Annotated in this window: 12 protein-coding genes, 2 pseudogenes and 1 riboswitch; of the genes and pseudogenes, 7 read left to right on the forward strand and 7 right to left on the reverse strand. The window is 59.4% G+C overall.

The genetic code is table 11. From position 1 onward, the window contains the following. Positions 1 to 57 precede the first annotated feature (57 nt). The 4 genes from ACT7DV_RS02260 to ACT7DV_RS02275 form a co-directional block, all read right to left on the reverse strand. Complete coding sequence (locus ACT7DV_RS02260; protein ID WP_444660714.1) at positions 58 to 927, reverse strand: AraC family transcriptional regulator; 870 nt, start codon at positions 925 to 927, stop codon at positions 58 to 60. 71 nt (positions 928 to 998) lie between these two features. Next, complete coding sequence (locus tag ACT7DV_RS02265) at positions 999 to 2,213, reverse strand: cystathionine gamma-synthase (protein ID WP_444664762.1); 1,215 nt, start codon at positions 2,211 to 2,213, stop codon at positions 999 to 1,001. Continuing rightward, the gene (locus tag ACT7DV_RS02270) at positions 2,213 to 3,514 is read right to left on the reverse strand and encodes an O-acetylhomoserine aminocarboxypropyltransferase/cysteine synthase family protein (protein WP_444660715.1); all 1,302 of its coding nucleotides are present in this window, start codon (positions 3,512 to 3,514) and stop codon (positions 2,213 to 2,215) included. Before ACT7DV_RS02270 ends, ACT7DV_RS02265 begins: the two co-directional genes overlap by 1 nt. Positions 3,515 to 3,599: 85 nt before the next feature. Beyond that, positions 3,600 to 3,690, reverse strand: a riboswitch (SAM riboswitch). 232 nt (positions 3,691 to 3,922) lie between these two features. After that, positions 3,923 to 4,864 (reverse strand): LysR family transcriptional regulator, encoded by a 942-nt coding sequence (locus ACT7DV_RS02275; protein WP_444660716.1) that lies wholly within the window; start codon positions 4,862 to 4,864, stop codon positions 3,923 to 3,925. A gap of 122 nt (positions 4,865 to 4,986) precedes the next feature. Between ACT7DV_RS02275 and ACT7DV_RS02280 the strand changes: the two genes are divergently transcribed. The 3 genes from ACT7DV_RS02280 to ACT7DV_RS02290 are packed head-to-tail and all read left to right on the forward strand — an operon-like array spanning position 4,987 to position 7,574. After that, complete coding sequence (locus ACT7DV_RS02280; protein ID WP_444660717.1) at positions 4,987 to 5,979, forward strand: DUF1852 domain-containing protein; 993 nt, start codon at positions 4,987 to 4,989, stop codon at positions 5,977 to 5,979. Positions 5,980 to 5,998: 19 nt separating this feature from the next. Continuing rightward, positions 5,999 to 7,039 carry a methionine synthase gene (locus ACT7DV_RS02285; RefSeq protein ID WP_444660718.1) on the forward strand — a complete coding sequence of 347 codons (1,041 nt, stop codon included), beginning with the start codon at positions 5,999 to 6,001 and terminating at the stop codon, positions 7,037 to 7,039. Next, the gene (locus ACT7DV_RS02290; protein WP_444660719.1) at positions 7,026 to 7,574 is read left to right on the forward strand and encodes a flavin reductase family protein; all 549 of its coding nucleotides are present in this window, start codon (positions 7,026 to 7,028) and stop codon (positions 7,572 to 7,574) included. Before ACT7DV_RS02285 ends, ACT7DV_RS02290 begins: the two co-directional genes overlap by 14 nt. Positions 7,575 to 7,650: 76 nt before the next feature. Here ACT7DV_RS02290 and ACT7DV_RS02295 read toward each other — a convergent pair whose 3' ends face one another. Next, positions 7,651 to 8,817 carry a hypothetical protein gene (locus ACT7DV_RS02295; protein ID WP_444660720.1) on the reverse strand — a complete coding sequence of 389 codons (1,167 nt, stop codon included), beginning with the start codon at positions 8,815 to 8,817 and terminating at the stop codon, positions 7,651 to 7,653. Between the two features lie 380 nt (positions 8,818 to 9,197). Between ACT7DV_RS02295 and ACT7DV_RS02300 the strand changes: the two are divergent. From ACT7DV_RS02300 to ACT7DV_RS02310, 3 genes and pseudogenes are all read left to right on the forward strand, one after another. Continuing rightward, a pseudogene (locus ACT7DV_RS02300) lies at positions 9,198 to 10,139 on the forward strand (methionine synthase). Next, on the forward strand, positions 10,126 to 10,404 hold the full coding sequence (locus ACT7DV_RS02305; RefSeq protein ID WP_444660721.1) for a hypothetical protein: 279 nt from the start codon (positions 10,126 to 10,128) through the stop codon (positions 10,402 to 10,404). The pseudogene ACT7DV_RS02300 and the gene ACT7DV_RS02305 overlap by 14 nt, the downstream one beginning before the upstream one ends. Positions 10,405 to 10,735: 331 nt before the next feature. After that, positions 10,736 to 12,652: a hypothetical protein gene (locus ACT7DV_RS02310; RefSeq protein ID WP_444660722.1), complete on the forward strand. Its 1,917-nt coding sequence runs from the start codon at positions 10,736 to 10,738 to the stop codon at positions 12,650 to 12,652. A gap of 87 nt (positions 12,653 to 12,739) precedes the next feature. Here the strand turns inward: ACT7DV_RS02310 and ACT7DV_RS02315 are convergent, their stop codons facing one another. Together ACT7DV_RS02315 and ACT7DV_RS02320 are read right to left on the reverse strand one after the other, a co-directional pair. Then, entirely contained in the window at positions 12,740 to 13,624 is an 885-nt protein-coding gene (locus ACT7DV_RS02315) for an IS3 family transposase (RefSeq protein ID WP_444664763.1), read from the reverse strand. Beyond that, positions 13,591 to 14,073 (reverse strand): helix-turn-helix domain-containing protein, encoded by a 483-nt coding sequence (locus ACT7DV_RS02320; protein ID WP_444660723.1) that lies wholly within the window; start codon positions 14,071 to 14,073, stop codon positions 13,591 to 13,593. Before ACT7DV_RS02320 ends, ACT7DV_RS02315 begins: the two co-directional genes overlap by 34 nt. Before the next feature lie 133 nt (positions 14,074 to 14,206). On the opposite strand from ACT7DV_RS02320, the pseudogene ACT7DV_RS02325 reads away from it, so the two are divergent. Beyond that, positions 14,207 to 14,518, forward strand: a pseudogene (locus ACT7DV_RS02325) (IS5/IS1182 family transposase); the annotation flags it as partial. Positions 14,519 to 14,699 lie beyond the last annotated feature (181 nt).

The raw sequence follows: 14,699 nt of genomic DNA on the forward strand, positions 1-14,699 counted from the left end.
GAGCATGCCCCGCGGGAGTTGATCCGCGGGGCATGCAATGACGGTGTGTGGATAAGCTCAGCGGTCGGCTTCCACCGGTAGCCAAAGCTCGCAGGTTGCGGTGCTGAAATCCGCGGCCCGATCGAGCACTGCGACAATGGACGGGCCGGGGCGCAAGCGCCACGGATTGGATGGGAACCACGAGGTGGCCGTGGAGGCCCAGAGCTCCTGCAAGGCTGATGGGTAGGGGCCGGCCACGCTGAATACGACCCAGTGGCCAGCGGGCACCTGGATGGAATCCAGGTCGTCAGGCACCGTGGCATCGGCTGGCACCGCGACCCCGTGCAGGTAGGTCAGCTCGGTCCCTTCCTGATAGTCCGCATCAACCTGGTCGCTGACCTGCAGCAGCCCTGCAGGCTCGACGGCCGACAATTCCTTGAGCCGGGCGTGCTCGGTGACTGGGATCGAAGCAATGTGCGCTTGGATGTGCGGGTTTGCTCCCTGATGGATCAGCGGCACTTGTGCGGCGTATCCGATGAGCTGGAAGTTTTCTCGTTCAATTATTCGTGCATCCATGGGGCTATTCCCTTCGACTTTCAGGCTGAACCTGATGATTGGCTGGCTTCGAAGGGGGCCACCATTCTCGCGGACCTCGCCCGCGCTCGCACCGTGCACGGACCGGAAAGCCCGGCCGAAAGCTTCGGCCGAACCGTAGCCGTAGCGGATCGCGATGCCCAGCAGGTCCTCGCCGGAGAGCAGGTCCGCTGCGGCCTGGGTCATGCGGCGACGGCGGATGTACTCGGAGACCGGCATGCCGGCCAGCGAGGAGAACATCCTCCGCACGTGGTATTCGGTCGTGCCTTCGGCGCGCACCACGTCAGCGAGGTTGATCTGCGTGCGCAGCTGAGCCTCGATATGCCCGACGAGCCGATTGAGAATTCCGATCATGATTCCACCCTTCCCCAACTACTATTCTCCAGGGAAGGGGCGCGCCGCCCGATCTTTGCGGTTCGAAGTTATCAGGCGTTTTCCAGGGCCTTCTCGCGCACCGTGGCAGGTTGGCGTGCAGGCTGGGTCGCGCGGGCAGCCGCCAGCCCGCGCTGCAGATCGGCGATCAGATCCTCGGCCTCCTCGATGCCCACCGAGAGCCGGACCAGGTTGGCCGGGATTTCCAACTCGGTGCCGATCAGCGAGGCGTGGGTCATTTCGCGCGGATAGCAGACCAGGGATTCCACCCCGCCCAAGGAGACCGACAGCTGGAAGTACTCCATGGACTGGGCGAAGGCGCGGGCGGAAGCCTCATCTTCCAGGGCCAGTGAGACGATGCCTCCAAATCCGCGCTGCTGGCGAGCGGCCAGCTCGTGGCCGGGGTGGTTCTCCAGTCCCGGGTAGTAGACGCGGGTGACCTCGGGCTGTGCATCGAGCCAGCGGGCCAGCGTGGAAGCGGTGGCGCAGTGGCGTTCCATGCGCAGGCCCAGGGTTTTCAGCCCGCGGGCGGCCAGGTAGGAATCCTGCGGGCCGGCCACCGCGCCGCCGGCGAACTGCTGGTAGCCCACGGCTTCGGCCAGGGTTTGGCCGCGGAAGAGCTGGTCGGCCACGATGACCGCGCCGCCGAGCACATCGGAGTGCCCGCCGATGTATTTAGTGGTGGAGTGGACCACCGCGTGGGCGCCGAAATCCAGCGGGCGCTGCAGATAAGGGGTGGCGAAGGTGTTGTCCACCACCAGCAGGGCGCCGTGCTCGCGGGCGATGGCAGCCCATCCGGCCAGATCGGCGATGCCCAGCAGCGGGTTGGAGGGGGTCTCCACCCATAGCAGCGCGGTGTTCGGGCGCACCGCGGCGCGCACCGAGTCAAGGCTGGTGATCTCCACTGCGGAAGAGGTGATCCCCCATTTGCTGTGCAGCTTGGAGATCAGCCGGTTGGTGCCGCCGTAGCCGTCGGCACCGAGGATGATGTGGTCGCCCGGTTCGAGCACCGCGCGCAGCAGCGCGTCTTCGGCGGCGATGCCCGAGGCGAAGGCGAATCCGGCGGCCCCGCCTTCCAGCGCGGTGAGCTGGTCCTGGAACCTGTCGCGGGTGGGATTCGAGCCGCGGGAGTATTCGTGCCCGGAGCGCAGCACGTTGATGCCGTCCTGGATGAAGGTGCTGGTCTGGTAGATCGGGGAGACGACCGCCCCGGTGTGCGGGTCCTTGTGCTGGCCGGCGTGGACGGCCTGGGTGTTGAAGCCAGTCATCATGCTCCTTGGGTTTGCGGGGCCAGGGCCTGGTCCAATGCCAGATCCAGGGCCTGGGTGAGGTCTGCGAGCAGGTCGGCCGGGTCTTCCAAGCCGACCGAGAGGCGCAGGGTGGAAGTGTTCAGCCCGGCGGCGGCCAGCTGCTGCTCGGAGAGCCGGCAGTGGGTCATGGTGGCCGGGTGCGAAATCATGGTGCGGGTATCCCCCACATTGGCGGCCAGCGAGATCAATTTGAGCCCATCGATCACCGGGGAAACCAAAGTCGGGTGGGCCAGTTCGATGGCCACCACGCAGCCGGTGCCCTTCGGCGTGATCTTCTGGGCCAGCTCGTAGCTTGGGTGGGTGGGCAACGACGGGTGGTGGATGGCCACGATGCCCGGGTGCGCCAGGAGTTCACCGATCAGCGTGGTGACGCTGCGCTGCACATGGGCGGCGCGCACCGGCAGGGTTTCGATTCCGGCGAGGATCCCCTGGGCACTGGCCGGGGCCAGGGTCGGGCCCAGGTCGTGCAGGAATTTGGAGCGGACCAGCATCGCGTAGGCGGCCGATCCGTGGCGTTCGAGCAGCGAAGTGTTGTTCAGGCGCACTCGCGGGGCGGCGATTTGCGGCCAGCGCGCGGTGTCGGAGAAATCGAATTTCCCCGAGTCCACGACGATCCCACCGAGTACCGAACCGTGTCCGGCCAGGCCCTTGGTGGCTGAGTGGACCACGATGTCGGCGCCGAAGTCCAGAGGGCGCACGTTCAGCGGGGTGGCCAGGGTGTTATCCACGACCACCGGGATGTTGTGTTCGTGGGCGATGGCCGCGATGGCAGGAAGATCGGCCACGGTGCACAGCGGGTTGGAGACGGACTCCAGGAAGAATGCGCGGGTGTCATCCTCGATGGCCGCAGCCCAAGCCAAAGGATCGGCCTGGTCGACAAAGCTGATGCGGATGCCGAAGTCGGCGAAGGTGTCGGTGAACAGATCCACGGTGCCTCCGTAGAGCGAGGAAGAAGCCACGATGTGCTTGGGTCCCTGGGTCAGGGCCAGCAAGGACAATGCCACCGCGGCCTGGCCGGTGGCGGTGGCCACCGCGTGGGCTCCGCCTTCCAGTGCTGCCACGCGCTGTTCGAGGATCGAGACGGTGGGGTTGCCGGTGCGCGAGTAGGTGAAGCCGGCCTGGCGCAGCGCGAACTTCTCGATCGCCTCGGCATGCGATTGGAATTGGTAGGCGGCGGAATTGTGCAGCGGCGGCAGCATCGGGCGGAATTCTCCGCTCGGGCGGTATCCGGCGTGGACCGCGTCGGTTCCTTGGCTCATGGCTCCTCCTCGTTCTCTGCGAGGGAGTGCACCGATAGGCATCGTGCAAAGGCACGAGGCACAGCGCGAAAGCGCGTTCGGAACTGCTCCATCGTTCCTGGCATTAGCACCTTTCGGTTTCCCGATGGTTGCTGCGACGTCAACGAGCCAGATCTCTTAGTCGCTCTTGATGGTTTGTTGTTCCTCCATGGTTGGCCATGGCTCGCAGACGGCGCAAGCGGCCAACAGCCCTGCGCTTCATACAAGGCCGCCGGGCTTCATATGACCTCTAGTTGTCATGATGACGCGGTGGCTGGCACCACTTTGTGACGCGAGCTTTTGAGCGGAATCGGTGTGATGTAGGGGTTTTGCCTGAAGTTTATGACGATGGACCGGCGCTCGATGACCGAGAGTTACGCCTAGGGCGGCTCAGCCGAGCACCTCGACGCCGAAGCTGGCGACCACGGTGCGGACTTCTTGCAGATAGCGCTGGGCCTGGTCGGTGAGCGGGATCGCGGCGTGGCCGATCCATCCGATCTCGATGCGCTCCTCGATCGCCAGCGGGATGGCGACGATGGAGGGATCAAGCTCGTCGCTGATGATGCCGGTGGAGATCGTGTACCCGCCCAGGCCGATCATGAGGTTGAAGATGGTAGCGCGATCAGAGACCTGGATTTCGCGTTGGCTGGAGCGGGTGGAGAGCACCTCCTCGGCGAAGTAGAAGGAATTATTCGCGCCCTGGTCGAAGGTTAGCCGCGGCAGGTCTTCGAGGTCTTCGAGCGTGACCTGGTCCCGGGTGGCCAGCGGGTTGCTGCGCGAGATGAAGATGTGCGGATCGGCGAGGAACAGCGGGTGGAAAACCAGCCGGGATTCGCGCAGCAGCTTGTCGATGACCTTCCGGTTGAAATCGTTGCGGTACAGGATCCCGATGTCGCTGCGCAGGGTGCGCACGTCCTCGATGATTTCTTCGGTGCGCGTCTCGCGGAGCGAAAACTGGTATTCCTCGGCCCCGCTGGCCTGGACCATCCGGACAAAGGCGTCCACCGAAAATGAGTAGTGCTGGGTGGAGACGCCCAGCAGCCGCCTGGCGGAGGGACGTCCGAGGTATCGGTGCTCCAGCAACTCCACTTGCTCCAGGACCTGCCGGGCGTAGCCAAGGAATTCTGCGCCTTCGGCGGTGAGCGTCACTCCCCTGGCCGAGCGCACAAGCAAGGTGCGCCCCACCCGTGATTCGAGCTCCTTCATCGCCGCCGACATGCTGGGCTGCGCGACGTAAATGAGGTCGGCGGCAGCCGAAATCGACCCCTCGGAGGCTACCGCCACAAAATAGCGTAGCTGCTGCAGTGTCAAGCCATTCGTTCCCTGAACCATAGCCAGAGTCTATATGGATCCATAGTTATATCGAGTTACCTGATATCAAGAATCACCCTGCATGATTGACGCAACGACTTCCCCTCGGCCTGCCCAGGCCTCCCAAATACAGATTGGCCATCATGGCAGACGCATTAAATTTCAGCATTGGCACCACTAGATTCGACGAGAATTACTCCCCTTCGACAAATTCGCGCACCACGACAAACTTCGCTAATTTGGCACGTGGAGAGCGCCGCGAAGAGAACCTTCGCAATGCCCTGACGATGATCAACCGCCGGTTCAATTCCCTTGCTCACTGGGACAATCCCCAAGGCGACCGCTATTGTCTTGAATTGGAAATCATTTCCGCAAATGTGCATTTTTCTGCCGATAATACCGACCAGCAATTTCCTCTTTTAGAAGTGCTTGAAACCACGATCGTGGATAAACTCACCGGCACTCGGTCCCAGGGCATGGTCGGCAATAATTTTTCTTCTTATGTCCGCGATTACGACTTCAGCGTTGTGCTTCCAGCTTCGTGTAATGACAGCGGAGCTCCGGTGCTTCCCGAAGATTTTGGCGATCTCCATGGACGGCTCTTCCAGCACTTCTTGAACTCACAGGCGTACCGTGAGCGTTTTGCCCAGCTGCCTGTGGTTTGCATCAGCGTCTCGACTTCCAAGACCTATTTCCGCACTGGCAACAGCCATCCGGTGCTCGGCTTGGAATACCAGCAGGACGAGAACTCGCTCACCGATGCGTACTTCGGAAAGATGGGCTTGAGCGTGCGCTACTTCATGCCGCAGGGTGCTGTCGCACCGCTGGCTTTCTACTTCCGTGGCGACCTGCTCAACGACTACACGAACCTGCAGCTGATCAGCCTGATCAGCACCATGGAGACGTTCCAGAAGATCTACCGCCCGGAGATCTACAACGCCAATTCGGCGGCTCCGGCTGTGTACCACCCGAGCCTTGGCGCCGAGGATTTTTCCCCCACCCGCGTCTTCTATGACCGCGAAGAGCGAACCCAACTGGGCAAGATCCAAGGCAAGTTCACCGAAGAGCATTTCATCATCCCAAATCGCCAACTGCTCGATCAGTGGTCCGCTTCCTGCCCGACACCCGTCGCCTAAGATCCAGAAAGATTCCCTTATGACTTCCCCGCTTATCCCCACGTCGATTGTAGGCAGCCTGCCCAAGCCGTCATGGCTTGCCGAGCCTGAAAAGCTCTGGTCCCCTTGGAAGCTTGAAGGCGAGCAATTGCGCGAAGGGCAGCAAGACGCCATGCGCGCAGCGGTGCTCGAGCAGACCCAGCGCGGCATCGACATCATTTCCGACGGCGAGCAGTCCCGCCAGCACTTCGTTACCACCTTCATCGAGCACCTGAGCGGTGTCGATTTCGAGAAGCGCGAGACCGTGCGCATCCGCAACCGCTATGACGCCAGTGTCCCCACCGTCGTCGGTGCAGTTGAACGTGAAAATCCCGTCTTTGTCCAGGACGCAAAGTTCCTGCGTTCCTGCACCGACAAGCAGATCAAGTGGACCCTGCCAGGCCCGATGACCATGGTTGATACCTTGTACGATGCGCACTACCGCAGCCGGGAGAAGCTGGCGTGGGAATTCGCGACCATCCTGAACCAGGAAGCCCGCGAGCTCGAGGCCGCCGGAGTGGATGTCATCCAGTTCGATGAGCCTGCCTTCAACGTCTTTTTTGATGAGGTCTCCGACTGGGGCATCGCTGCCCTGGAGCGCGCCTGCGAGGGGCTCAAAGCCGAGACCGTGGTCCACATCTGCTTTGGCTACGGCATCAAGGCGAATAATGACTGGAAAGCGACTCTCGGTGCCCAGTGGCGCCACTACGAGAAGTCCTTCCCGCTGTTGCAGGCTTCCTCCATCGATACAGTTTCGCTGGAATCCCACCACTCGAATGTCCCGCTGGAGGTCGTCGAAATGGTGCGCGGCAAGCGAGTGATGCTTGGAGCCATCGACGTGGCCAATGACGCCGTGGAGACTGCCGAGGAAGTGGCGCAGACTCTGCGCAATGCTCTCGAATTTGTCGATGCGGACAAGCTGATTGCCAGCACCAACTGCGGCATGGCCCCGTTCCGCCGCGATGTGGCCCTGGCCAAGCTCAGCGCGCTCAGCGCAGGGGCTGGCATCCTGCGTGAGGAGCTTGTTGGTGCCCGCGTCTGAAGTGACAGAATCGGCGACACCATCGTTGCCCGCGGATGACTTCAAAGCGATCTTCCGCGGGCACCCCGGTGGCGTCAGCCTGATAACCGCCGATGCCGGCGACGGACCGGTTGCCCTCACGGCAACGTCCGTGGCCTCGATCAGCGTTGATCCGCCATTGCTCGTCTTCTCGATTTCTGCGCTGTCCTCGGCGGCCAAAGTGCTCACCCGCGCAACATCTCTTGTCGTTCACAGCTTGGATGAGCACGACATCGAGGTGGCTAAATTGGGAGCGACCAGTGGCATTGACCGCTTCGCACAGAAGCAAACGTGGTCACGACTGAGCACCGGTGAAGCGGTATTTGATGAAGTCCGTGCTTGGGTGCGCTGCGAGGTCGTTGAACGAGTCCAGGCTGGCACGTCCACGGTTTTTGTGGCCCGTGCGCTTCAGTCGCATATTGAACGAGATAGCGAACCCGGTCAACCCAGCAACGGACTGGTTTACCATAACCGCGCCTGGCATCGGCTGGATGAAAACTCGCAGTTAACCAGTTGAGGCTGTTTGGCCGCTGTCCCTTGGGACAGCGGCCAAACAGCCTCAGATTGCACTAGCGGTCTTGTGCCGCAGCGAGTTAGTGCTTGGCGGACTTCCTGCGTCCACGGGCCACAAACACCGCACCAACAAGGGCCATGAGAAGTCCTAGCCCTGCAGCTGAAAAACCGTCAAGGCCGGTGTTTGCCAGTACTGGCGCGGTTGAACCGGCAGCCTTCGTGACGGCCTGCTTATCGGATGCAGGCGCCTTGCTAACTTCACCTGCTGGCTTGATTTCGGCGCTAGCCGTTGGAGACTCGCTCTGAGACGGAACCACTTCTTCTTCAGTTACGGTTCCGTCTGAACCGTTATCCTCGGGAGCTGCATCGATGCCGAAGTACAGCTCAAGGTAGTACGCTCGCAGTTCGGGATCATGGGCAAATACTTCTTCGAGGAACGCCTGGAACTCAGCGGCGTCTTCATCGCTTTCGATGCTTTCGGCGATGAATGGCAGCATCAGGTCAAGGAGTTCGAGGCCTTGGTCGGTGCTGAAGTAAGCTTCCCACTCCGCTTCATCCCAGTCGAAGCTTTCCTCGGGAAGAAGCTCGGTAATGGACTCCCAGAAAGCCAGCTCTTCATCCGAAAGCTCGAATTCTTCGTCCCAGAAGTCATCTTCAGCAAGCAATTCATCAAGAAGCCGGTTCATCTCCTGCCCTGCTTCGGTCTGCTCGAAAGCTTCCCACTGAGCTTCGTCCCAGTCCTCACTTCCTTCGGGCATCAGCGCGTCAATTTGAGCCCAGCGAGGATCTTCGTCCTCAACCGCGACGTCCGTTGACGTTTCGGTGGGATTGGCCGACTCACTAACTTCAGCAGTGAGGCCAGATGCAGCGTCAGATTCTGCCGAAGAAGCTGATTCTGTCACTGTGGATTCAGATTCTGCGGCCACGTCAGACTCGCCAGTTTGATCTTCCAAGGATTCAGTTACCGGGTCGATGGCGGGTTCTGATGTCTCGGCCACGACGGTTTCTTCCGCATCGAGCATCGTCTCTGGCCCAACTGAAGTGATGCCTTCTTCGGATTCTGCGACGTCCGATACGGGTGACTGAGACGCAACTGGTTCCGTCTGCGCGTCCACTGACGTTGACGATTCCGTTGGGGTAGAGACGACCTCATCCGAAATCACTTCTGCAGTTGCTGCCGGGCCGCTAATCACCAATCCCGTGATCAGTGCCGTCGACATTGCCACCGCGCTTAATTTAGTTTTCAATTATCCTGCTTCAAAGAGTGCGAATCGGCACAAGAACCTCACAACAGAATAAATTAGCGATTATTGCTAAAGCCGTTCTGTCCCATGCCGAGGAATTGATGATTAGGCTAAATGTAGCTCATTACCCAAAGATTCAGCAAGAAATTTTTGTCTCGTAAGAATCATTTCCTGCGATCCTAGTCAACCAAGGAATATTCGAGATCACCCTTGCCTCCTACTATTGCCAAGCGACCCACCAACAAGTCGTCACCAACGACTAAGTAACTGCTGGAATCCGAGGCTCAATAGAAGCCTTTCAACGCTGGAATATCGACTTGTTCAGAAGTCTTGTCCAAGTCGCCCTAAACGACATTTCAACTTGCCACTGGTCGTGATAAGAACTGATTGTCGGGACCTGGTTATCGCGTTGGAAGCTGGAAGGCGCGGCGTTGATCGAGGGCAAGCAAGTAGCCATTCGTGCAGCAATGCTGGAGCAGTCCCGCCAGCACTTTATCACCACGTTCATCGAGCACCTGAGTGGTGTTGACTTCGAAAAGTGCGAGACCGTGCGCATTCGAAACCGCTATGACGCCAGCGCTCCTACCGTTGTTAGTGCTGTTGAACGCGCTAAGCCAGTCTTTGTTGAGGATGCGAAGTTCCTGCGCTCCTGTACCGACCGCCAGATCAAGTGTTCCCTTCCTGGCCCGATGACCATGGTTGATACCTTGTAGGATGCGCACTACCGCAGCCGCGAGAAGCTCGACTGGGAGTTCGCGACCATCTTGAACCAAGAAGCCCGCGAGCTGGAAGCCGCCGGAGTGGACGTCATCCAGTTCGCTGAGTCAGCGTTCAACGTCTTCTTCGACGAAGTCGCCGACTGGGGCATCACCGCTCTGGAGCGTGCCAGCGAAGGACGTGAATCCGAGACCGTCGTGCACAACTGCTTCGGCTACGGCATCAAGGCAAACAACGATTGGAAAGCCACTCTGGGCACCCAGTGGCGCCACTACGAAGAGTCTTTCCCGCTGCTGCAGGCTTCCACCATCGATGCCGTATCGCTGGAGTCCCACCACTCGAATGTCCCACTTGAGGTCGTCGAAATGGTCCGCGGCAAACGAGTGATGCTCAGCGCGATCGACGTGGCCAATGACGCCGTGGAGACTGCCGAAGAAGTAGCGCAGACCCTGCGCAATGCTCTCGAATATGTAGATGCTGACAAGCTGATTGCCAGCACCAACTGCGGCATGTCCCCGTTCCGCCGCGACGTGGCTCTGGCCAAGCTCGGCGCGCTCAGCGCTGGCGCAGGCATCCTGCGCGAGGAGCTTGTTGGTGCACGCGTCTAAAGTGACGGATTCTTCGACGCCATCGTTGCCCGCAGATGATTTCAAAGCGATCTTCCGCGGGCACCCTGGCGGCGTCAGCCTGTTTACCGCGACACCTGTGGCTTCGATTAGCGTTGATCCGCCATTGCTCGTTTTCTCGATTTCGGCGCTGTCTTCAGCAGCAGAAGTGCTGACCAAGGCAACAACGCTGGTCGCTCTCAACCTTGACGTGCACTACATCGAGGCAGCGAAATTGGGGTGCATCGTAACTACCACTCCTGATTAGGCCAAGTCCGGTTTCTGGACAAGAGCCCGCATGATGGGTGCGAGCATCGTCGATGCGGCTACCATCGTCGATACGGTAATTGCAGTGATTCAGTGCCCGTCCAGGTCCAACCGTATGCTACAAGACGAGCATCGTTCGAACACAGCAACTTCAACATCATCGACTGAGCACCTTCTGCTCTAGTGACCTCCAGTGGCCGTGATCTATTTCTGGCTACTGAGACCTAACTCTGTGCGAAACATCCGAACTTCCAACTCGACACTCGATTTACAATGGTCGATGAGGATATGAAGATGACCAACTCACCCTGGAACTGCGAGCGAGGCCGCTGATGATGATCGACTACAATGTCAGTGACCACTGGGCACAGAACACACCTGCTTGGGTGAAGTCGCTGGTATCGTCACTAGATCTGCGCCATCAATCGACAACGACCTTGCCGCTTACTGCGGTAGCCGAAGAGATTCTACATTGGGTGGAGTTAGCGAGCGGGGTGGATGCATGGAAGAAGACAGCCAACCGTAACTCGCTCGACGAGGACATCGCGCAGTCGGCTGGATCGCTCGGCATGCACCTCCGCTCGCACATCGCGAACGAGCTGGAAGCGTTCAAAGCCAGCTTTGCCGCGTTATCTGTCAGTGGCCCTGCAGTGCTTTCGCAACCACCCGGAGCCACGCGTGTTGCACCCGAATGGGTAGCCATGCTGACGGCGACCCAAAATCTTCTCACCGCGCTTAAGTCCGACGATGCCGTGGTCGCAAGTTGGGACGACTTAGTAGACGTCGCGCAGAACCGCGCGCTGGACGGCCGGAATTACAGGCCGGTCGCCGGCCTTCTCACAGAGCAGCTGCAACACCGAGGACTCGATGCTGAGTCAATGGTCCGAGGACTCGTGTCGATCATGGCGTTCGGTCGGGATCCAGAAGAGATGCTCCTTGACGAAGCGGACACGTCATACACTGACCGCCTCGATCAGGCGCGGACCTATGTCGTGACGCCTGCGACTATCGAACCGGTCACGGTCTGGCTTGGGTACAAGGGTCGTGTACGCGTAGAAATGACGGCTGAGCGAGTGTCGTTCTACGACCCGCTCTGGGCAGTCCCAAATGCGCAACCGGGTCGGCAAGAGTTCGACCACAAGGAAGAACTCTGGAAGATCGTCGAAGACGGCTTCAGCTTCCGTGTCCCGGAGCTGGCAGACGAGAAGGACAACGTCGAGACCCTAGTGCGCGTCGATCTTGGTAGCACCACGGCTGCCAGAGCAGTTGAACACGCGGTCGCCATCGTGGACATCATCATCAACGTAGCGCTGCACCGCTCCGGAGGCATCCGCCCGCAGCTCACCGAGTATGTAGTCGTGCGATCCGGCGTTCCCTCCGGCTTTGGACGCGAAGCCGGCTGGGATCGCGCTGGCTTCCCCGACGACATCTACGGTGGGGGTATGACGTCGGATGCGATTAATAAACACGGCCCCCGCATTGCCAACGCCCTCGCTCGACAGCAGTTGCCGCGCTTTCTCGCGGCAGCGATTGCGGTGCAGACGGCGCTTGACCTTCCGTTCAGCCGGGACATGGCACTTCGCAAACCTTCAGAAGCAGACATCAGCAGCGTAATTCCGCTTTCCGACAGGATCGTGCAACACATTGCCGCTCACGCAGCAACGGATCCGAACAACCTTTTCCAGCTACTCGGCGAAAAGTGGGCGCATGCGCGCTGGTTGAGCGACCTTGAGGTGGCAGCCAGGATGTGCCTCCTTGGTGGCGCGTTGGACCATGTATTGCATCATAGCCTGACCGTGGAGTGGCATTCGAGTCATCCCAAGCAGCCATGGATCCTGTTCCTTGACGATCGGCGGGACGACTTTCTTTCCCTATGTCGCCTCGAGCACGAACGCGCTTGGATTCAGCGCATGTTCGACAGCATCAGCAACCACGCAAAATACAGCACTCTCATTGCAGAATACGAGGATGAAGGCGCCGTGCTCGAGGCACGTCGACGTCGCCTCCGTAACGCACTCGTACATGGCAATCCGGCAACCTTCCCTATGGTGGAGTCCGTCCGTTCCTTCGCAGAGTTCATTAGCGGGACGGCCTTGTATTTTGCACTGAAGGCCTTCGTAGATGAGAGCGACCCTCAAATCGCGCTCGCCGAGCGGACCGATGAGTTCATCGCTTTGCAAGGCGGAACAACTGCGGCTACCTACTGGCGCGAACGGGTCAAGAATGAGGGCTGGCCGTTCCCTGCTTAGTCCTCGGAGCACGCTACTTTCACTATAAAGGCCCCCGCCCGTCTGAACTGGGTCCCGAAAGTTGGACTAACTAAATAATAGTCCTGCTCAGGCTGCAAGGGTATGACACCGATATTCCATCGGAGTCATACCCTTCAGCCGTTCCTTACGACGACTGCTGTTGTACCAATCGATATACACCTCAACCTCCACCTTGAGCTCCTCATAATCCGCGAAATGCTCTCCATGAAACATCTCTGACTTGAGATGTCCAAAGAAATTCTCCATGACCGAGTTGTCGAAGCAATTGCCTTTACGAGACATGGACTGCACCGCGCCATGCTCCTCCAGCAATCGTTTCCACGATTGATGCTGATACTGGAAACCTTGATCCGTATGCACCAACAGCTTCTTGTTGAAGTCCCGGGAACCTAAAGCCAGTGCCAAGCTTTGACTGGTGAACGCCGTAGTAGGTGACGAGGCGATCGTGTAGCTCCGGATGCTGTGGTCAAACAGATCCATAATCGGTGACAAATACAGTTTTCTCTGATCAACTCTGAACTCAGTCACGTCACTGACGTAAACGGTATCCGGAGCTTCAACATCAAACTGTCGTTGCAACAGATTCTCAGCGATCTTGCTCTGCTCACCCTGATACGAGTTATAACGCCGCTTCGGGCGCGCTTTGGATTGGAATCCGAGGAGCCGCATGAGCTTGCGGACCAGCTTCCTACCAACATTCCAGCCTTCAGCGCGAAGGTCCATGTGAACTCTTCGGTACCCGTAGCGCCGTTTGCTGGTCTCAAAGGACGTGGTGATGGCTGTTTTGAGTTCCGCGTGCGGATCCGCCTGGTCCATCAGTTTCAGATGGTAGTAATAGGTTGACCTGGCCAATCCTGCCGCGGCAAGCAGGTCTGTGAGGTCGTGTTCTGACTTGAGAGTGACAATCGCCTTGGTTTTTAGCGGTGCCCCTGCTCCCTCAAGTCCCGCAATTTTTTCAGGTAGGCCACCTCGGCGAGCAGTCGCTTGTTCTCCCGACGAAGCTTCTCTTCTTCGCTCAAAGGTTCAGGCCGAGCGGCGCCTTTAGGCCGTCCTTTGGGTTTGGGCATGAGCGCTTCGTCCCCACCTTGGCGCCATGCTCGCGCCCAACTCTTCACCAATTCCTTAGAACTGATATGGAACTCGGCCGCGAGATCCATACCAGTTTCACCGGCGAGGTACCGCTGAACGACTTCCTTCTTGATCTCAAAGGAATATACAGTCTTGGTTGGCTTTTCCATAAGACAAAGCCTGCCATGTAATCGCCACCGATCGTAAAGCTTCTCCGTGGCGGTGTAACGAACGTTCAGTTGGCTGGCAGCAGCTTTCGATCCCATGCCGGCTTCAAAAAGATCAACGAGTCGTTCTCGTTGGCCCTCGGTTAATGTGCTGCGTGTTCGCATGAAGATGCTCCCCAGAAGTAGTTCTGATTTCTCAGTCCAACTTTTGGGGAGCAGTTCAGTCTCGGGGAGGCCTTCCAAAAGAGTTGTGGACCCATAGGTGATGAGCTACTTCACCAACTTGCGGTGAAATGTTTGGTCAGAGGCGGTAGACTCGATCATCGTCCGTGCGCATCAGCACGCGCGGCAAACACGACTCGTGCCCCGGTGTGCCAGGTGGAAGTACACGAATCCGCGATTCGAGCCACCTGATCACGGCATCCGTCAATCCGGAGGTGGGTTGTCGACGAAGATCCATTAACTCGTTGATGGGAAATGGTTGCCGCTGATCGCCTTGGGACAGGCGCGGGACTCCCGGAGGTTCTTGCCATTGACGGCGCAACTGCGCGTCGGCCGCAACATCGAACGCGCACGTACTCGGCCGGATGCGATCCGTGGTGACAGGGCGTAGTCCTCTCGCGGGGTTCACGGCGACATCCGCTCCCACGGGAGAAAGGCAGTGCCCCGGGGCTTGGGCGCCGGTGGCCGCCAGCACTGCGGAGAGCTTCCGCTTAGCCATGTCGCCTCCTCTATTGCGGTACACAACGGCTCGGTTGCGTGCCCGCAGATAGATATCTTCCGCCAACATG

It is taken from the genome of Glutamicibacter sp. TV12E, assembly GCF_052441935.1.
In the GTDB taxonomy this organism is placed as follows: Bacteria; Actinomycetota; Actinomycetes; order Actinomycetales; family Micrococcaceae; genus Glutamicibacter.